The organism is Nostoc sp. CENA543 (genome assembly GCF_002896875.1).
Taxonomy (GTDB): domain Bacteria; phylum Cyanobacteriota; class Cyanobacteriia; order Cyanobacteriales; family Nostocaceae; genus Trichormus.
Genome location: NZ_CP023278.1, coordinates 5,776,449 through 5,796,952 on the forward strand (window position 1 = coordinate 5,776,449; position 20,504 = coordinate 5,796,952).

A 20,504-nucleotide genomic window follows, 5' to 3' on the forward strand; every position below is an offset into this window, starting at 1 on the left:
CTATTCCCTATTCAATATAACGCTAATGAATCTAAAAACCGTTGGGATGATTAGTAGCTATCGCAATCTTGATCAAAGAGGTGATTGGCTATGGCAACAAACTCCACATCAATTTGGTCTTTGGGGCAATATTAAAATGCAAGCATTAGCACCCCAACCAGACTTTTTATTGATGTATCAATATGATTTTCCGAAGAAACCTCAGCCTCAATCTTTAATAGATAAGTTACGCAAAAAACTACAGAAACCAAATGTTGATGTTAGTTCACGCTTAAGAGGAGTTCCCAAAGAAAGAATTATCTATCTTTTGCGCGAACCTCCTTTAGAAGAAGTTGTGGAGAAAAATAAACACTATTACCAAGTAGCTACTAAATATTGTGGCTATATTTCTGGCCCCGATGATTTTGCGCCTGTGCCTGATTATATGCCGGCAATTTGGTATCATAACAACTCATTTCAAGAATTAAACGAAATGCCAGTACCTGAAAAAGTCGCGCCTTGCAGTTGGATTACTTCTGGCATTAATCGCACCGCTAATCATCGCCAAAGATTACAATTTTTAGAGTCACTACAAAATCATCAAATTAAGTTTGATTTGTACGGACGCAATTTACCTGTTTCTGCAAAATCAAGGGGTGAATTAGGTAATAAGTGGCACGGCATGGCTCCATACTATTACAACTTATCTATTGAAAATTATGCCGAAAATAGTTGGTATGTCAGCGAAAAATTATGGGATGCTTTATTAGCTTGGTGTTTACCAATTTATTACGGAGGGTCAGCCGCCGATAAATTGTTACCTCCAGGCAGTTTTTTACGCTTACCTAGTTTAGATGAAAAAGGGATTGCCTACATTCAAGAAGTGACTGCTACTCCTGATGCTTGGTATGCAGCGAAGGATGCGATCGCAGAGGCTAGACAAATTATCTTACATAAGCTGAATTTACTTAATTGGTTGTCAGAATTTGTCACTAAATTCTCATAGGAAAGGAGTAATTCTATGGATGGGATTTGTACCCTTGCTAATGACCGAGTTTACGACCAATTAATTGCTTTGCTTAATAGTATAGAGGCAATTTATGGGCGGCCGATGCCTGTTTGTGTCTATCCTTATGACGATAATACAACTCAAATTGCTGCCGAAATTGCCCGCCGTCCTCATGTGCAACTATACGATAATCAAGAATCTATTCGACAATGGGATGAATTTGTGCGCCGTGTTTGGGATACTCACCCCACAGCGCAAGCTAATTGGCAAAAAGTTAATGGGGATAAATATTATCGGGTGGGGACTCATCGTCGTTACTGTGCTTTTGATGGGCCGTTTGATAGATTTGTCTACATGGATGCAGACACTTTATTGATGAGTCCCTTAGATGAAATTTTCGCCCGTTTAGATAAATATGACTGGGTAGTTTATGATTTTCAGTATAAAGATTTATCTCATGTTTATGATTTATCTTCTCCTAAATTAGTAGAAATATTTACCACAGCAGAATTAGAAGCTAAGGCATTTTGTTCTGGTTTTTATGCCTCTAAAAAAGGTGTATTTAACTCTCAAAATCAAGAGATGCTTTTAGAAAAGCTGCGTCAGGGAGAAGCAGAAATATTATATCCAATGGCTCCTGATCAAACAGTCTTAAATTATATGGTCATGCGCTCAGGAATTTCTCACTGTAATCTGAGTTACGAACTAGCAGAAGAGCAGAAAACAGGCTGTTGTGTTACCTCTACCCATTTTACTAGTCAAGATAATATCCTATATGACCAAGGTAAGCGATTAACTTATTTGCATTATATTGGGGTTAAATCTCGATTTTTTGAGCAATTGTGTGCTGGAAACAATGTTGGCTTTCCTTACCGTGATGAGTTCTTACATTACCGCTATTTGCATGAGCCAAATCAGCGTCCACAATTTACGACTAAGCCCAAAGCTTACAACGCTCCGCCGAGTTTAGGCACAAAAATTTTAAGAAAATTAGGATTAAAAAATTGAGGTGAAGATGATGAGCCGGGGAATTTATATTATTGCCAATGACAAGGTAACAGATCAGGCGATCGCACTCCTCAATAGTATCCGGTTGCATGACCAAGATACACCTATTATCATGATTCCTTATGATGACAACTACCATCAAATAGCCGAATTACTCAATCAACATTATGGTGTACAACTCTATGCAGATTTAGATTTTATCGACCGGCTGTCCCGCAAATTACATGAACTATTTGGCAATCAATTTTTTGCTCGTCCCAATCAATTCCGTAAACAAGCTTGTTGGTTTGGCCCTTTTGATGAATTCTTGTATATTGATACAGACATTGTTGTTTTTGAAAAGATCATTAATAATCTCAATTATTTAGCTGAATCAGATTTTATTTGTTGTGATTATCAACATCTAGGTGGTATTAAAAACGTTTTCACATCCAAAGTATTAGAAGAAAAAGTTTTTACAGAAACCGAAGTTCAAGACATTTTTAACGGTGGTTTTTGGGGTGCTAGGAAAAATATCATTTCCGAAAACGATTTGTATACAACCTTTAGTGAGTGTGCGGCTCATCCAGAGTATTTTGATTTTTCTGAAAAGACTTCTGATCAACCGATTATCAATTATATGTTGCTCAAACGAATTCCTCGCCGATTTAATATTGTTCGCAGGCCAGGCAAAGCACCTGGTAATTGGGGGGGTTCGCCGCAATTTCAAACTCAAGGAAATATCTTATTTGATCCTACAGTTAACCAACCTTTGCAATATCTCCATTGGGCAGGGATTCGGATTCAGCCAGGCTGTCCCTACTGGGAAATTTGGGAACACTACCGCAATCTCAATTCTGCATTACCTGCCGCTAATATACCTGCGCCAGTTAAACCAAATCAGTGGCAAAAAACACTTAACCATATTAAACAGCAGTTACGCAAACTCAAAATCTAACAAATTCGTTGGCATCATACCAATTTTGGGTTAAAAGCCTAGATTGATCGACTATTCCAGAATCTCGACATAATAAATTTTTAATTTTACTTGGGAGTGCTTAAGGGTATACACTTAAGCACTCTCATCTTTTTTAAAGCAAGGCATACACGCAATGGTGTATAAACTCGCAGTTTCATCAGTTAATCATTAAGATTAGTCATACTATCAGTGAAAATACAGTAAATTTATGTCTACTTGCGGTTGATAAGTATCAATATATTGTAATCTTATGTTTAAGGCATTCTGGGACATCTGTAAAAATACTGTCAGTTTAATCCATTAGCAAGACTGAAAAGGCATTGAAGTGTATAGCCATAAGGAATATTTATGACTTACGAACAACAAGATTACTGCTTCTGCACATTAGCTTTACGGAAAAAATATCGTCAGTTAACACAACAGTTGGCTGGTGAATTGGCGAAATATGCACCAGGAAAAATGTTCGTAGTATTAACAGACCAACCAGCAGATTTTCAAGATTATGCCAATGTATTAGCTTTTAAACATAACCAACGCGGAATTTTGCATTGTTATCACGATAAAAGCTTAGTAATGGAATTAGCTTTGGCAAAATTTACCGCCGCCATATATATTGACGCAGATACAACGATACTGTCTCCTTTACCTGAAAATTTGCATTGGAAACCAGGTATTACAGCAGGTCATTGTGAGAATTTAGTGGCTCATGTGACGAGATACACCCCCGAAAGACTACCACATATTCGCAAAGTAGCCGCGCATTTAAACATCACATTGGAAGATGCACCATATATTGGTGAGTCTTTATTTATGATTGCCAGGGATGAAGGTAGAGAAATCGAATATCTCAAATACTGGGCAAAGATTGGTAGATATTTAGAGTTGCGTGGTATTCATGCAGGTTCAGGTAATGCAATGGGATTAGCAGCAGCTAAAGTTGGTTGGGATGTGTCTAGAGAAGGTTGGTCAGAAGTTAGAAATATCACGAAACATTTAGATGCTTCCTACACTAACAAACAAAGTGTATGGGATTTGTGGAAAAGAAAACTTGGCTATCACTACCGTTTAAATAAAGCTAGGCTAACCGCTTTAACAGATTTTCAATTCTTCTATAGATAAGTCAACAAATTTTAGATTTGGGATTTTAGATTGACTTTACCCATCAAGAGATTGAGCAAGTTTTAGATTTTGGATTTTGCAATTTAAAATCTAAAACTTGGAAAGTCAAAGTCTCGCATCATTTCCCTTATTTATCTTGAGTCAGTGCAAGAAAGTTTTGCCAAATTTAACTGAACTAAATACTGAACAATGGTAACATCAGCAAAAGATTTTTGTTTCTGTACCTTAGCCCTTGGTAGTAAATACCGTGGTTTGGCGAAAGAACTCGCAGCCGGACTAGAATTACATTTCCCTGGCATTATATTGTTAGTTTATACCGATCAGCCGCAAGATTTGAGCGATCGCCACAATATTATTGCTGTCAAGCACAGTCAACAAGGTATCCGGTATTGCTATAATGACAAGCGTTTTGTCATCGGCGAAGCCTTATCTAAATATCATTCTGTCATCTGGGTAGACGCAGATACCAAAATTGTGGCTGGTATTCCTGATGATATTCAATGGTCTCCTGGTATTACATCAGGAAATTTTCTCCCGATTTTTGAGCATAGCAGAAATAAAAAAGTGCCGAAAAGACTGGAATTAATCAAAAAATTAGGCACAAAATTAGGAGTGGAAACCGAGAATGTCAAGTATGTGCATGAGGATTTATTCATCATCACTAGAGATGGAGGAAAAGAGCAAGAATTTATTCAGCAGTGGGGAATCATCGCTAACTATTTTGAATTAAACGGTATCCATCAAGGTGAGGGAAATTCCATTGGTTTAGCTGCATCTAAAGTGGGTTGGAGTGTCAATAGCCATAACTATGAGATAGTCAAAAAGGCTTTACAACACACATACGCTTCTCGTGAAAAGGATTCCAGAAAATTTTGGGATAAGTTAAAAGACCCCAAAGCTGTTAGCGAAAAAATTCAACGTCAACTCAGTTATTACTATCGTCTTAACTTAGCAAGATTACTCACACTGAGGAATTTTAACTTTTACTATCGATAAGTCCAGGGTCTTTTTTTCACCATTCATCTTTACTGAGAGGATGGCTGAAAAGTATTAAATATTGATCTCAATCCCCTTGATATTCTCTTATCAAAGGGGGAAATAGAGTAAAATACCTCTTTTTTGAGGTGGCTTTAGGGAAATGTGAGAGTATTGGGTACATCCCCAAGAAATTTTCAAACATCCTCATATGCTTTTGTTTACAAATCATCTCTAAATAATTGCATTCACCCTTGGTCTACGCCTTATATAGCGGTTCCCAGTTAAGTGAGGTACAGATAATATTTTGAAACGCAGAGGGGCGCGGAGTAAATCGCAGATTTACGCAGAGATTTGTACCTCAGCAGACTAGAAAACGCTATATATTTTGGAATTAAGTTTAATGTGAATTAAAATCTAGTAATTCCATAGAAATTTGTATATGGGGTTTACCGAGATCATCGTTAATTGTTCACGGTATTTGATTAATCTGCCCCTACGAAGTCTCACTAGCTACCAGCGTAAGCTATTTTTTGGATATAAAAGTTTTCCTAATTCACATCAGGAATGACTTTTGATTAAATATGGGCGTATGCTAATTCCTTCGCAATGGCAATTGTTAACAGATTGAGATTGATAGGTTTGACAAAATAATCACTCGCACCTAATTTAATTGCCTTTTCTTTATCAATTTCAAAAGCAAATCCTGAAACAACAATTATAGGTATGTTATGGCAGCTAGGGTGTTGTTTAACCTGTTGTAGTAAATAATAGCCATCAATATCTGGCAATTTTAAATCTAGTAAAATCAAATCAGGATTAAAACTCTTAATATTAAAAATAAAATTTTCACCATCCGGAAAACTTAAAACATTGTATCCGAAATATTTTAAGTAATCACTCAATAACATCCTATTTATCTTATCATCTTCAACAATGAGGATACGTTTGATTTTTTGGCAACAACTATCGTGAGGTTGTAACAACGAATTATTAAACATTATTCATATTTATTGGTAATAAAGTTTTGTGTCAAAGTCAAGTCGTAAAAACAACTGAGACAATATCTAAATGAGTAAAAGCAGAGCCAGATAATATTTCAAGTTGCTAATACAGAAAATTTAGTTATCAGATTCAGTGTAAATCTTGTTTTTATCCTGTTAGTAGAGGGGTGTGACCCCTAATATGGTCTTTTTGCTGTCATGTTAAATGTTATTTAAACTTTCTATAAAAAAATAAACAGGCTTTTTACACAAGACTCAATCGAATTATTTCGTCTGGGATTCATCGTTGATTTTTAGCTACAACTCCTTACAGTATTCTCTTTTTGTAAAAACTTTTCTGTTACCTATTGGAGATATAACTTCCAGCAATCAAAGCAAATTTTTAATACACGCATCCTATTTGATTTTTGAAAAAACTCGGTACAGTTTTTATTCCCTGTTTCCCGTTAAGAGTTCCCTAGCTTTGTGAGTGATTGCTATAGTATTAGTATTTATTTTTTGATGACTTGAGTAAAAGATAGAGTACATATACTCAAATGCTTAATCAGTATCATACAGAAAAATATTGATTCCAAATAAGAAAATTCAATAAAATCAAAAAGAAGGAGCTATAAGCCCCTTTTCCTGTATTAATGAATGAAATTACAATTTTTATCTCTAATTAAATGCCTTTTTTAGACTTGCGCTGTACGGTGAACATACCAGCTACGCCTAAAAGACCAAGCACAATAGAAGGTTCTGGAACTGCTTGCGATGTTTTGATGGGAACTAGACCTTGGAAAGTCACTTCATAGTTACCACTGTGTGAGATACCGTCGGTTGTTTCCTTTAAGCCGGACTCGGTAGCAAAAAAGCTGAACAAATAATCGGTTTTACCGTTATAGGTATACTTCACAATTTCGCTAGCTTGCATTTTTTTATTTTCTAGCTGTGTTTGCAAATTCTTGGCAATAGTTTTAGTTGGGCTGTTTGGTAAGCTATTAACGTATAGATTAAAGTAAGGCAGCAATAAAGGTGTAGCATTCAAATGTCCTGCTAACCCAATACTGACTAAGCCTGTTTGATCATCTTGGTTAACGTAAGAAATATTTGGATCACTAAACCTCTGGAATCCTCCATTATTTTTAAACGCATTGAAAAACCCTGTACCAATAGAAGTTCCTACTAAGCTACTAAAACCGTTAGCAGTTAAAGCCTGGTTGAACCAATATTCACCGAAGCTTTTACCTGTATCTTTGTAAAGACTAGTCCAGTCAGAAGCGGTTAAGCTACTGAGTGTGATGGCTTCACCGCCAATTGTTCCTGACAAGGTGGTATTTTGTGTAAAGTCATTAGCAGTAAAAGTTGATTTTTCGGTACTAGCTCTTAACTCTACGTTACCAGTAGGATTAGCGGCATTACCCTCTAAGATTTTTGTGATATTTGCTGTTTTCTTGTCTACGGAAACAGTGCTTGTACCCTTAACGTCATAGACCAAGTAATCAGTATATGCTGTACCGCCGATGGTAACACCAGTTAAGCTACCTGCTTGCGCGGGAGAAGTGGCGATCGCACTTACACCCATAGCTACTGCACTACCAATCACAATAGCGTGAATAGTTTTCTTCATTACTCCCTTTTTCCTTAATTTATTAGAGTTTTTGTATTGATCCGGTTTATAGATGCAGAGACGTTGCGATCGTTATTTTTAATAACACAATCAACAAACCAAGTTTATATTAGGTAATCACCAACTCTAATGGAGTAAAGTTAAAGCTGATTGCGAATAAATTAATGATGAATAATTAGTTAATTAATGATGAACGTTACTAGTGATTATCTCTGTAGCTTCATTATCGAAAAAGAAAAACAGAAATCAAATTTTAACTATTAATAGGGTGGTTTCTAAGTTAGAATCGCACCACCCATTAAGCGTTCATAGCGATACTTCAACTCGGCTTTCATTAAAGGCCAACGCTCTAAACTAGTATCTAGTTCTATAACTTTTTCGGCTGCTTGTCTGGCTAATATTAATACTTCTTCGTCTTCTACCAAACTAGCTAAGGTAAAATCAGGCACACCAGATTGGCGAGTTCCTAATACTTCTCCCGGCCCGCGAAACCGCATATCCATTTCGGAGATGAAGAAGCCGTCTTGAGACTGTTCCAATACTTTTAGTCTTTGTTGAGCATCGGGACTTCTGGAACTACTCATTAATAAACAGTAGGATTTTGCTGCACCCCGTCCTACTCTTCCCCGCAATTGATGTAGTTGAGATAAACCAAAACGCTCTGCATTTTCAATGAGCATGACTGTGGCATTAGGCACATCTACACCAACTTCTACAACCGTGGTAGAAACTAAAATCTGCGTTTTATTATCCCGAAATTTGGTAATGGCTTCGTCTTTCTCGGCTGAACTCATACGCCCATGCAGCAACCCAACTTGAAATTCGGGAAACACCGTTTCTTTGAGCTTTTGGTGTTCTTCTACAGCCGATCGCAAGTCTAGTTTCTCTGATTCTTCTACCAATGGCAAGACTACATAAACCTGCCGACCTTGGGCAATTTCTCGCCGCATTAAGTCATAAGCAAAGGTGCGCTGTTGACTGATTAGGGCTGTAGTTTGAATGGCTTGTCGTCCCGGTGGTAACTCATCAATCTGGCTGACATCCAAATCCCCGTGTATAGTTAGTGCTAATGTCCGGGGAATGGGGGTAGCAGTCATGGTTAATACATGGGGTTGTTCGCCTTTTTGTTGTAACAACGCCCGTTGTTTGACTCCAAATCGGTGCTGTTCGTCAATTACCACTAACCCTAGTCGCCGAAAATTTACGGTGTCTTGAATTAAGGCGTGAGTTCCTACCAATAAAGGTAATTCGCCGGTGATTAATTGGGAATGAATTTCCCGCCGTTTGGCAGTTTTAGTTGAACCCGTAAGTAATTCCACTGGTAAATGTAATAAGTTAAACCAGCTAACTAATTTACGATAATGCTGTTCTGCTAAAACTTCTGTTGGAGCCATTAATGCAGCTTGATAGCCAGATTGAATGGCGGCTAAAATTGCTACCACAGCCACAACAGTTTTACCTGAACCCACATCACCCTGTACTAACCGATTCATTGGTGAGGTTTTTTGTAGGTCGTTGAGAATATCGTTGAGGACGCGTTGTTGTGCGCCAGTCAATTGAAATGGTAGGACTTGGTAGAATTTCTCGATTAATTCACCTTTGGGTGCAAGCACTGCACTAGTCTGAATGGCTTTAGCTTGTTGTTGGCGTTGTAGTAAACCCAGTTGCAGATAGAAAAATTCATCAAATACGAGGCGGCGACGGGCAGTTTGCAGAGTATCGCTATCGTCAGGAAAATGGATATTTGCGATCGCATCCTTTAATTCCATCAAACCATACTTTTCCCGCAAACCTTTGGGTAAGGGGTCTTTTAATTGCGCGGCCGCAGGTAAAGCTGCAATTACCGCCTGTCGTACCATATTCGCCATCACTCCCTCGGTGAGTGCGTAAATCGGTACTACTCGCCCCATTGTCAGCGATTCAATCGTATCCCCTGGATGTGCCAAAACCTCTAACTCAGGGTTATCTAAAGTTAAGCCGTATTTACTGCCTTTAACTAACCCACAAGCTGCTACTACACTTCCTACAGGGTAGCGGCGTTTTAAACTTTCTTGCCAAGCACGACTAGTAAACCTCGCACCTGCCCAAAAACGACCGACTTTGATTTGACCCGTATTATCTTTGAGAACTAATTCTAAAATCAATAATTTTTGATTTTTGGGGCTGACAAAGCAGTTGCAACGCTTAACTGTCGCCACAATTGTCACCGTTTCACCCCCTTGCAACTCCCGAATATTCACTTGTCGGGCATAGTCAATATGGTCACGGGGATAGTAAAACAGTAAATCGCGTACAGTATACAAACCCAAAGCCGCCAACTTATCAGCTTTCCGAATCCCTATTTCTGGTAAATCGCTAAGTTTTTGGTCAATTTTGGGGGCTAACCTCCGACTAACTTCAGCTACAAGTGGTGCAGAATTAGGAACTTTCGCCTTATAACTCCTCCCTTGCTCCTCTGCTCCCCTGCTCCCCTGTCCCCCTTCTCCTTTTTGCAGTTGGTAAAGATATCGCCGTGTTTCCGCTATCAAATGCTGACGTTCTTTGAGTTCCAGATTGGGATAATTAGCAAACTGCGCCGCCATGTCTTGCCAGCGACGACGTTCAGTTGCTGGTAAACTCGTAGGGAATTTCCCAAATGTCAGGCTGAGAAATTCACTGAAGCGATACTGTCTACCCACCAAATCAGTAAAACCGTTTTCGGCTTCCACTGCTAAGGCTTTATGTAAGCGTATCCAATCTGGTTGGTCGTTAGTCATTAGTCATTGGTTATTAGTCATTAGTCAACAGTCAACAGTCAATAGTCAATAGTCACTACTGTGGACTTTGGACTATTGACTAATCTTCATACCAACTAGCACGCCATGCGGCTTCGGCTTCAGCAATTGAGCGTTCTCTTTGCTTCTTTTGATACTCCCTTCCTAGTTTATTCAGTTGTCCTAAGATTTCACGAATTTGTTTGCGATGATTAGCAACTGTTGTATCAGCAAATTCGATTTCCCCTAAGCGTAAGTTAATAGTCATGATTTGAGTTAAACCAGATTTTTCTGTCTCTTGCTCGTCGGCAATCTCCAGAACTAAGTTAAGAATATTGGGTGGCCCCGGCATCATCTCGGCTGAACCTTCTGAGGCGGCTGCGGCTGCCGCTTCTAAAACAGGTTCTGGTAGTTTTTGCGGTAAAATTCCGGCATTTTGTAAGATTAAATTAGCCTCATGGGAAACTTTTCTGAGAGTATGTTGCATTTGCACTTCTAGATGCTGTTGCCATTTCGCTAATTCGATGGGGTTGGAAATTTCTACACTATAGGTTTGAGGCGATGAGTTATTAACTGATTCACTATGTGAAGATGATAGCTCAGACGGCATTTCACCTTCTGTCACCTCATGGGAAATTGTTATTTCTTCTACATCTTCCTCATCTTCTTCATCTTCCTGACTAATCAGACTGCTGATTAATATCTCGGCGGCTTTTTGACCTAACTTGCGGATACTTTGTTGCAGTTGTTGTCGCTGATTTAGTGACAACTTCAGAAAGTTTTCGGGATAGCCTTGGGTACACAGGTGGTAACTGGCGAGAATTAACTGTTTTCTTAGGGCTTGACCCAAAGCTGCTAAATAACTAGCATAAGCCATTTGCATTTCTTTAGCGATCGCCTGAATCGCTTCTTGCAACACAGCAAGTTCTCGTTCAATTCGCTCAATAGCTCTAACCATATCTTCACCCACTTGAGCCTTATATGGTACAAATGTATGTTTATTTAGTAAAGAATCAATTCTAGATTTTTAAAATTTTAAATAAAATACAGGTCAGGCAAATAGCTTGACCTGTCTGTAAGAGAGTGCTGAGTAATCAGTAATGAGTAATGAGTGATTTTGTCTTATCTTCAGTATATATGTACTGATTTTCTGACAGAGAATTGAAAAACCTTTCAACTTAGCACTCAGCACTCATAACTACTCAGCACGGGCTAAACGCCCCGCTTACGCTAACAGCACTCAGCACTCATAACTACTCAGCACTCATAACTACTTAGCACCCATTTGAGCTGCTACTTCTTCAGCAAAGTTACTTTCTTGTTTTTCAATACCTTCACCTAAGATGTAGCGCACGAAACGGCTCACAGTCACATCTTCACCAACTTTCGCTTTCACTTGCTTGACTAATTCTTCTACAGAAATACTTTGGTCGCGAATGTAAGGTTGGTCTAGCAAGGTCATCTCTTTCAGACGCTTTTCAATTCGCCCCTGAACGATTTTTTCTCTGATGTTTTCTGGTTTGTTAGCCAAGTCTTCCTTGCCCATTTCGACATCTTTTTCTTTTTGGACAACTTCGGCAGGAATGTTGTCTACGCTGACATACTCAACGTTGGGACAAGCAGCTACTTGCATAGCTGAGTTCCGTGCCAAGGATTGGAAGTCCTCGTTAGTAGTGGGTGCTTCTGATTTAGAGTTAACCTCAACCAATACACCAACTCTACCGCCAGTGTGGATGTAGCTGTCTACTACTCCTGGTGTGTCTTGGATAGCAAAATTCACAAAGCGACGTACTTGAATGTTTTCACCTAAGTTAGCAATGCTTTGCTTGATGAATTCATCTACAGTGACGCTGTTATCTTCGATGTAAGGTTGAGCCAGCAAAGATTCCAAACTATCAGCTGTTGCTGCTTGCTGGGCTAGATTCTTAACTAGGGCTTTAAAAGCATCGTTACGGGCAACAAAATCTGTTTGGCAATTGACTTCTATGAGTACACCTACTTTGCCGCCGGGCTGAACGAAGGTTTCTACCAAACCTTCAGCCGCAATGCGATCGCTTTTTTTACCCGCAGAGGCGATACCTTTTTTCCGTAGCCAGTCTATAGCTTCTTCGACATTGCCGTCAGTTTCTTTCAACGCCTTTTTACAGTCCATCATGCCTGCACCAGTTTTTTGGCGTAGCTCTTGGACGAGTTTTGCAGATATTTCCGCCATGTTGCCTCAATTCCTAACTTGACCTTGAGTTGTTATCGCTCACCAAAGCTGTGCTGAGTAAAGATAAATTACTCATCACTCATGACTCAGCACGATGCAAGAGTTCTGAGTATTTCTATCTTACTCAGGGCTGGAGAAGAAAAAACGATGAAATTCAAACTATTAGAGATGAAGCATGAGGTGTGAGCTTAATCTGCTTCATCTTTCATCTTGATTTAGTGTTAAAAGCTATTGCGCTGGGACAATTTACACTTATTCTTTATCTACCGTTAAATTTTGACATTCAACCAGCAGTGAGGAATTATGTCTTTCCCTGCACAAGAACAGTTGATTATTCTTCTTCGTCGTCGGAAGCAAACTCACTGTAATCACTTTCTTCGTAATCGTACTCTTCCTCAGCACCTTCGTAATCTTCGTATTCTTCCTCTGCATCTAGCTGACCGTGACGACCTTCATAAATAGCATCGGCTAATTTGCCCACGATCAATTTAATTGATCTGATTGCGTCGTCATTAGCTGGGATGGGAATATCTACTACATCTGGATCACAATTTGTATCCAGCATAGAGACGATGGGGATGGAGAGTTTTTGGCATTCTTGCACAGCGTTATATTCCCGACGCTGGTCAACAATTACCACTACATCAGGAACTTTCCGCATGGTTTTAATACCACCCAAATATTTTTGCAGCTTCGCCATCTCGCGACGCAGCATTGATGCTTCTTTCTTGGGCAATAAATCTAACGCACCGTTTTCTTCCCGCCGTTCCAAATCTTTCAGGCGGTCTACTCTGGTTTTGATAGTTGCCCAGTTGGTGAGCATTCCACCCAGCCAGCGTTGGTTGATATAGTGAGAACCACAACGGGCAGCTTCTTGGGCAATAATCCCTGCTGCTTGCCGTTTTGTGCCGACAAAGAGAAACTTTTTACCTTGCTCCGCCTGCGATCGCATATAGTTATACGCTTCATCCATCAATTGGGCTGTTTGCACCAAATCGATGATATGTACACCATTACGCGCAGTGTAAATGTATGGAGACATTTTAGGATTCCAACGTCGGGTCTGATGCCCAAAGTGAACTCCTGACTCCATCATTTGAGCCAATGAAACAACTGGCATATATTTTTTACTCCTATTCGGGTTAAACCTCCATCCAGGCGTATTTCTCCACGAGAAACACCCGAATTCCCAGATGTGCGGAATTTAGACAACTCTACTAGGGTAACACAGAATGGGGAATTGGGAATGGGGAATTGGGCAGGGGGCAGGGGAAGCAGAGGAGAAAAACTAATAACTCACAACTCAGCACTCAGCACCGGCTAAACGCCGCGCTTCCGCTAACAGCACTCAGCACTCAGCACTCAATTGAGCATAAGCCTCATACACACCCTTGACGTTGTACCAGTTGAGGAAAATTCGGGCGATTTCTAAAGCTAGCTGGGGTTTACCGGAATCAATCAACCACTGTAACAACGGTTTCATGGTGCGTTCATTTAATGCGCCGTTGAGGGAAAGAATTCCCCACAATAAACGATGTATCCAGGTCATTTGAATCATCATTTTGACTTCCCAGGTGGGATGCTTTTGATAAAACAAAACTCCCATCCTTCCCCGTTGAATTTCTTTTTCGATGAGGTTGGGGATTTGCTCTAAGTTAAATGGGGGATGCCAATGATAACCGACGGCGGCGGGACACTTAATCAGTTTCAAACCCAGGTTTTTGAGTCTGACACCTAGTTCTAAGTCTTCCCAGCCGTAGAGTTGAAAGCCTGTGTCAAATAATCCGGCTTGTTCTAGCCAGTGTTTAGGGATGGCGACATTACCTGTGGCGAAAAAGGCTGCGGAGAAATCTGTGATTTTATAGGGTTCGGCGGTGGGATTGTCGAAATTACAAGTATTAATAACTGCACCGTAAGTAAAAAAGCGATCGCTCCCCAATTTCTCTTTACCCTGCACTAACGCGTCTGCATGAGCTTGCAGGAAGTTTTCTAGGACTACTAAATCACTATCTATAAATATAATGATGTCCCCTTGTGCCTGTTCTACACCCAAATTCCGCGCCGCCGCCGGGCCGGCATGGTCTTGCTCAAACCAACGCACATGGGGAAATTCTTCTTTATGTGCTGTTAACCAATCTAGCGTACCGTCAGTAGAACCATCATCCACTAAGACAATTTCATAATTACCCACAACGCTTGACGCGCTGAGTTGCTGCATTTCTAAGGCTCGCAAGCATTTTTCTAGAATCGGCTGGCGATTATAAGTTGGTATCACAACGCTGATAAACACAGTCTCACCCACAACACAACTACCCATCTCCAGAATAGGACAGCCTGGTACTCAACACAGTTCCTAGCGCGTCCTGAGAACTGAATTCGTAATTCAGCAACAACAGATAACGCGCAAAAGTCAACCACTTTTAGATTTTAATTTCTGGGTTGAATCTAAAATCCAAAATCTAAAATTCGGAGATTCAATACAAAAATCGTACTTTTTTTATCAGTGAAGGCAAACGAACTTTCCCTCAAGAAATAATGGTTAATAAACTCATATTAATTATTATATAACCCAATCTTAATTTTCTTTAATTAAATTTTCAGTGATTGTTGTTAGTTTCAACACCATAAACCACTATTAGAGAATATTTGATAAGTCTTTTGTGGCTGACTACTTTAATTCGATTGTAGTCACGCGCCTTTATTGAAAAGGCTTGTCAGCATCCTATTATTATGCTTGCCTCAATATAAATAGGATGAATTAGTCAAAAAATAGGACTCAATCAAATATTTTCTGAGTTTGGGTTTTTGCCGATCATTAACTGTTGATATCAATAAAAATTGAGGTTCATATGTAATTTGATGTTTTTTTGTTGTCAAACAAAATGACCAAAAGAGTGCTGAGTACTGAGTAAAAAGTAGATGAATTGGACTCAGCACTTAGCACTCAGCACTACTGAATCTTTGATTTACAAGATGAACTTAACAGTTAACTCATTAGTGTCAAAATGGAGAACTAGGTAATGAAGGGACGCTTTCACCCCAAAAATAACGTGACGCTTAACCCATCTCGTAACGAATCAATTCGTGATGTGATTGATCGCGTCAGCATGAGTCGTCGGCGGTTCATTATGACGGCAGCTAGTGCGTCGGTGCTAACTGTGGTAGGTGAAGTTTCTCTGGGAGGCTTTCTCCAGAGTGTTGAAGCCGCTCCAATTCCCAAGGGGACAGGATTTGGTGGTATTGGCTTTAAGAGTGTTCCACCGAATCTATTCAATCCAACTACAGGAGTTCTAGAAAAGGATCTTGTTAGTGTTCCTGAAGGTTATACAGCTAAAGTATTGTTTGCTTGGGGAGATCCCATCATGCCTGGCGCACCAACTTGGTTAGCAGATGCTTCCCAAGATGCTGCTGCTCAAGCAATGCAAGTGGGGATGCACCATGATGGTATGCACTACTTTCCTCTATCACCAGGCAATGTAGTTGGTCGGACAGTCAGTTCCCAGGCAAGATCATTAAGAAGCTTTTTAAATCAGGACATAAATAATGGTTTGCTGTGCGTGAACCATGAGTATACCCACGAATCAATTCTGCATGGTTCTGAAGGTTTGAGTCCAGTGACAATCCAGAAAGTGCGGAAGTCTCAAGCTGCTCATGGTGTTTCTGTTGTAGAAATCACTAAACAAGGCAATGATTGGACTTATAAGCCCAATTCGCCCTATGGTCGTCGCATTACTGGTAATACCGAGATGCGAGTTTCTGGGCCTGCTGCTGGTAGTGATCTGTTGAAGTCGAAGAAATTTAACATTACTCCCAGTGGTTCAGTTGATACTGGAACTTTCAACGATGGTTACACCGCATACGGTACGCTGAATAACTGCGCTAACGGGTACACTCCTTGGGGTACTTACTTAACTTGTGAAGAAAACTGGAATGGCTACTTTGGACACAATGGTGAAGCTTTAGTTTCCACACCAGGAATTGAAGACGCGGAAATTGTCAAAGACCAAAATCGTTACGGTCTAGCAAGCGGTGGGTTCGGTTATCGTTGGCATGAGGTTGATCCACGCTTCAATTACCGCACTAACCCCCTTGAACCCCATTTATTTGGTTGGGTAGTCGAGATTGATCCATACGACCCTCAAAGTAAACCAGTTAAGCGTACTGCTCTTGGCCGATTCAAACACGAAAGCGCACAAGTTGTTGTGGATGACAATAATCATGTAGCTTTCTATATGGGTGATGATGAACGCAACGAATATATTTACAAGTTTGTTTGCGCCCAAAAATTAAACCCTGGTAATCCTGCGGCTAACCGTGATTTGCTTGACAATGGAGTTTTGTACGTTGCTAAATTTAATAGCGATGGTACTGGTCAGTGGCTACCTTTGGTCTATCGTCAAAATGGTTTGACACCAGAAAACGGTTTTAGAAGCCAAGCTGAGGTTCTAGTTAAGACTCGTCAGGCGGCGGATATAGTCGGCGCAACGATGATGGATAGGCCAGAGTGGACAGCAGTGCGTCCTCGAATTGGTGGATATAAAGAGATTGAAGTCTACTGCACATTAACCAACAATAATCGTCGTGGTACAAACCCAGTCTCTTCTAACAACCCCAATGGTACAACAACAGCAGGTGCTGCTCGTCCTCCTGTTGATGCTGCTAATCCCCGTCCTGATAACCGCTACGGTCATATTATTCGCTGGCGTGAAGATGGACGTGCTGTTACAGCAACAACTTTCAAATGGGATATTTTTGTTGAAGCTGGCGACAAAACCAGAACAGAAGCCAATCTCAAGGGCAATATTAATGGTGATGATTTCAGTTCACCTGATGGTTTGTGGTTTGATGACTTTGGTCGTCTTTGGATTCAGACTGATCAAGCAGGTGATGGTCGTGGTAGCACAATCAATAATGTTCCTGAACTAATCAACATTGGTAGCAACGCTATGTTTTGTGCTGATCCCAACACCAAACAGGTGAGACGCTTCTTAACTAGTCCTACAGATTGTGAGGTAACTGGTATTACTAGCACACCTGATGGTAAAGCGATGTTCATCAATATTCAGCATCCTGGTGATAGTGGAACTACCGCAAATCCCACATTATCTAGTAACTGGCCTTTCAGCCAAGGTTATGGTTTACCTGGTCGTCCCCGTTCTGCAACGGTAGTTATTACCCGCAATGATGGTGGTGTCGTTGGGGCTTTGTAATTTAGAATTTTCTCATTCATAATTTATGTAGTAGAGACGTTGCACTACAACGTCTCTATTTTTTCACGTAAAAAAAGACAGGTAAAAAACCTGTCTTGTTGGTATGAAAAAACTGTTTTTAGCCTGCTAAGGCTGCTTTTTTCTTACGTTTCATCCATAGTCCTAAAGTAGTAGCGATCGCAGTTCCACCCACAGCAAATGGTTCTGGTACTTTGGTGTAAGTTACTGTACCTGCTAGGGTTGTATTGACTGAGTTGCTGATTGTGTAAAAGTTGTTTCCTCCTATCTCTGGGGTGCTGGGGTCACTAGCGATGAGAAACTGATCAGCTACAAAATAAGTCAGTCCTTGGAATTTACCTGCATCAAAAGTGACTACGGGATAATTAGCAAAATCAACATCATCGGCTTCTGTATAGTTATTTCCTAGATAATTGAATGTGACTTTGAGTCCATTTTCTACCCCTAATGTTTCCAACCCTAAACCGGTTAAAAATGAGTCCTCGTATTTAACCGAGCCAAAATATTGAGCAGCACTAGTATTGACTGTGAAATTGTAATTTACAATAGCTGCTTGTGCTGGTTTAGATGCGATCGCAGCTACGGAAATGGCTGTTGCAATAGTAGCAAGGCCTAAGTTTTTACCTAATGTCATTAGAAAATACTCCCAGGCTTAATAGTGAACCCTTACGCAATTTCACTTAATAAACCTTTAGGCAATGACTCAAGGTTAAGGAATATCAAATAAAAGGTTAAGTAGCAACATACTGACAATATACAGCAGTTAGTAACTTCACGTTTTGAATTGTTCTAGTTACTAGTTGTCTACCTCTTGCTAAACTGGAGTCAAATATTTATCTTTCTCTACAATGCAAGTATATTTAGAACGCACGGGGGGTTTTACTGGAATTAGTAAAACTATCTGTGTTGACACTAATAAACTACCGAATCCGACAGCAGAGGAATTATCAAAACTTGTCGCCTCAGCAGATTTTTTCCGACTACCTGAACAAATAATTCCTGAGCATGCCCAGTGCGATCGCTTTCAATATAGACTCACTGTAGAAAATCATGGTCAGCAACACACAGTGATTGTTAGTGAAACTGCGCTCACTAACACCTTAAGAACTCTTATTGAATACTTGAATCAGTTACAAATATCTCAATAGAACATTTTGGATATTTTTAAAAGGGACTGGGGATTGGGGATTGGGGATCTTCAAATTTTACCTTTTGCCTTTTGCCTTTTACCTTTTGCCTTTACAGTCTCTCCCAGGCTTTTCCTTTGTAACCGTAATCAAAAATCTCTGGATGTAGGATTTCTGCCATAATTTCTAGAGAATCTACCAGTCTGGGGCCAGGACGGTTAAAGTAGGCATTGCCATCGGTGATGTAGACTCTACCGCTTTTCATCGCATGGAGTTGTTGCCAGTCTTGGTGCTGGGCGAATAATTCCGCTTCTTGACGGGTGCGATTTAAGTCAAAACCACAAGGCATAAAAATGATCACATCTGGGTTACTAATCAATAGGTTTTCCCATTGCACGTAGGGAGATGGTTGACCTGTAACACAAAATAATGATTGTCCTCCAGCTAAATTGGTGAGTTCAGGAATCCAATTAGCCCCTACCATCAGGGGGTTTGTCCATTCAATACAGGCGACAGTCGGGAATTCTACCAGAGACAGACCTTGAATTTTTTGTTGACAAATTTTAACGCGGGCTTCTAAGTTTTCTAAGAGTTGAACAGCATCGACATTAAAGATACCCGCTACACGTTCAATGTCATTCCAAACGTCTTCTAGCAGATTAGGCTGTAAAGAAACGACTTGCGGTGAGCTTTGAGTCAGTTCAGCCACAGCCTTTTCTACTTCTTGTAAGCTGACGGCGCAAACATTACACTGATCTTGAGTCAAGATATGAGTAGGCTGCAATTGTTCTAAAATCTCGGTTTTGACTTGGTAAATACTAAGAGCAGACTGTAGCAAATTGTTTATCTGATCGTGGATTTGCTCACTGGGGGTATTACTATCTATACGCGCTTGGGTACAAATAGGGCGGTCTGTAATTTCCGGAGGATAGTCGCATTCGTGCGATCGCCCAACCACATAATCTGTTAAACCCAAGGCTGCTAAAATCTCTGTTCCACCGGGAATTAGAGAAACAATTCTGATATGAGAATTCTGCATAATTTTACCACCTCTCGATCAGAGGCTCTAGCCTTAGCTTAATTGTGACAAAATTTAGCGGTGGCAGTATCTTTCTAGAGGAGAATACACAAATATTAATTTCTTAGACATTCTGAAAATGAGTGTATCTATGTATATAGATAATGGTAAAAATATAAAAGTATTTATACAATATTAATCATTTCGTCAGTAATTAGTCGGAATCGCTATCTAAAATACTTTTGTTAATGTATAGTTTGATCAATATTTATTGATTCTGATTTACCGTTACCATACTGCGCCATGAACTGAATTTTTATAATTTATGTGAAATTTTAATAAAAATTTCACAAATCTATGTTGTTTGTAATTGGCAACTACCAATTTGAAACCTGATATCAAGTTAAAAACAGCATCTTAAATAGAGGGTGCGTTTAAAAGCATAATTCGTACAAAATTAGCTAAAAAAATATACCTTCGGTGTATGTAAATGTGTATATCAAAG

General features: G+C 39.8%; 16 protein-coding genes. 7 read left to right on the forward strand and 9 right to left on the reverse strand.

The window, feature by feature from the left end:
• Window positions 1-25: 25 nt before the first annotated feature.
• The 5 genes from CLI64_RS24170 (at window position 26) to CLI64_RS24190 (ending at window position 5,069) form a co-directional block, all read left to right on the forward strand.
• Window positions 26-985, forward strand: coding sequence for a glycosyltransferase family 10 domain-containing protein (locus CLI64_RS24170; RefSeq protein ID WP_103139611.1), 960 nt, complete (start codon window positions 26-28; stop codon window positions 983-985).
• A gap of 15 nt (window positions 986-1,000) precedes the next feature.
• Window positions 1,001-1,996, forward strand: coding sequence for an Npun_R2821/Npun_R2822 family protein (locus tag CLI64_RS24175; protein WP_103139612.1), 996 nt, complete (start codon window positions 1,001-1,003; stop codon window positions 1,994-1,996).
• A 10-nt stretch (window positions 1,997-2,006) separates the two neighbouring features.
• A complete protein-coding gene (locus CLI64_RS24180) occupies window positions 2,007-2,933 on the forward strand; it encodes an Npun_R2821/Npun_R2822 family protein (RefSeq protein ID WP_103139613.1) in 927 nt (308 codons plus the stop codon).
• A gap of 369 nt (window positions 2,934-3,302) precedes the next feature.
• Window positions 3,303-4,073, forward strand: a complete 771-nt coding sequence (locus tag CLI64_RS24185) for a hypothetical protein (protein ID WP_103139614.1) — start codon at window positions 3,303-3,305, stop codon at window positions 4,071-4,073.
• Window positions 4,074-4,262: 189 nt separating this feature from the next.
• A complete protein-coding gene (locus CLI64_RS24190) occupies window positions 4,263-5,069 on the forward strand; it encodes a hypothetical protein (RefSeq protein ID WP_103139615.1) in 807 nt (268 codons plus the stop codon).
• Between the two features lie 557 nt (window positions 5,070-5,626).
• On the opposite strand, the gene CLI64_RS24195 is transcribed toward CLI64_RS24190, so the two are convergent.
• The 7 genes from CLI64_RS24195 to CLI64_RS24225 form a co-directional block, all read right to left on the reverse strand.
• Entirely contained in the window at window positions 5,627-6,049 is a 423-nt protein-coding gene (locus CLI64_RS24195; protein ID WP_103139616.1) for a response regulator, read from the reverse strand.
• A 664-nt stretch (window positions 6,050-6,713) separates the two neighbouring features.
• A complete protein-coding gene (locus tag CLI64_RS24200) occupies window positions 6,714-7,661 on the reverse strand; it encodes an NF038130 family PEP-CTERM protein (protein WP_103139617.1) in 948 nt (315 codons plus the stop codon).
• 275 nt (window positions 7,662-7,936) lie between these two features.
• Window positions 7,937-10,417: an ATP-dependent DNA helicase RecG gene (gene recG, locus CLI64_RS24205; protein ID WP_103139618.1), complete on the reverse strand. Its 2,481-nt coding sequence runs from the start codon at window positions 10,415-10,417 to the stop codon at window positions 7,937-7,939.
• A gap of 79 nt (window positions 10,418-10,496) precedes the next feature.
• Window positions 10,497-11,372, reverse strand: a complete 876-nt coding sequence (locus tag CLI64_RS24210) for a hypothetical protein (protein WP_103139619.1) — start codon at window positions 11,370-11,372, stop codon at window positions 10,497-10,499.
• Between the two features lie 312 nt (window positions 11,373-11,684).
• Window positions 11,685-12,626, reverse strand: a complete 942-nt coding sequence (gene tsf, locus CLI64_RS24215) for a translation elongation factor Ts (protein WP_103139620.1) — start codon at window positions 12,624-12,626, stop codon at window positions 11,685-11,687.
• 331 nt (window positions 12,627-12,957) lie between these two features.
• Window positions 12,958-13,746 (reverse strand): 30S ribosomal protein S2, encoded by a 789-nt coding sequence (gene rpsB, locus CLI64_RS24220; protein ID WP_103139621.1) that lies wholly within the window; start codon window positions 13,744-13,746, stop codon window positions 12,958-12,960.
• 228 nt (window positions 13,747-13,974) lie between these two features.
• The gene (locus tag CLI64_RS24225) at window positions 13,975-14,943 is read right to left on the reverse strand and encodes a glycosyltransferase family 2 protein (protein ID WP_103139622.1); all 969 of its coding nucleotides are present in this window, start codon (window positions 14,941-14,943) and stop codon (window positions 13,975-13,977) included.
• A gap of 703 nt (window positions 14,944-15,646) precedes the next feature.
• Between CLI64_RS24225 and CLI64_RS24230 the strand changes: the two genes are divergently transcribed.
• The gene (locus CLI64_RS24230) at window positions 15,647-17,836 is read left to right on the forward strand and encodes a PhoX family phosphatase (RefSeq protein ID WP_103139623.1); all 2,190 of its coding nucleotides are present in this window, start codon (window positions 15,647-15,649) and stop codon (window positions 17,834-17,836) included.
• A 118-nt stretch (window positions 17,837-17,954) separates the two neighbouring features.
• Here CLI64_RS24230 and CLI64_RS24235 read toward each other — a convergent pair whose 3' ends face one another.
• The gene (locus tag CLI64_RS24235) at window positions 17,955-18,488 is read right to left on the reverse strand and encodes a PEP-CTERM sorting domain-containing protein (protein WP_103139624.1); all 534 of its coding nucleotides are present in this window, start codon (window positions 18,486-18,488) and stop codon (window positions 17,955-17,957) included.
• Between the two features lie 214 nt (window positions 18,489-18,702).
• Here CLI64_RS24235 and CLI64_RS24240 point away from each other — a divergent pair, with 214 nt between their 5' ends.
• Entirely contained in the window at window positions 18,703-19,002 is a 300-nt protein-coding gene (locus CLI64_RS24240) for a protealysin inhibitor emfourin (protein WP_103139625.1), read from the forward strand.
• A 91-nt stretch (window positions 19,003-19,093) separates the two neighbouring features.
• Here the strand turns inward: CLI64_RS24240 and CLI64_RS24245 are convergent, their stop codons facing one another.
• Window positions 19,094-20,020: a cobalamin-binding protein gene (locus CLI64_RS24245; RefSeq protein ID WP_103139626.1), complete on the reverse strand. Its 927-nt coding sequence runs from the start codon at window positions 20,018-20,020 to the stop codon at window positions 19,094-19,096.
• Between the last annotated feature and the right edge of the window lie 484 nt (window positions 20,021-20,504).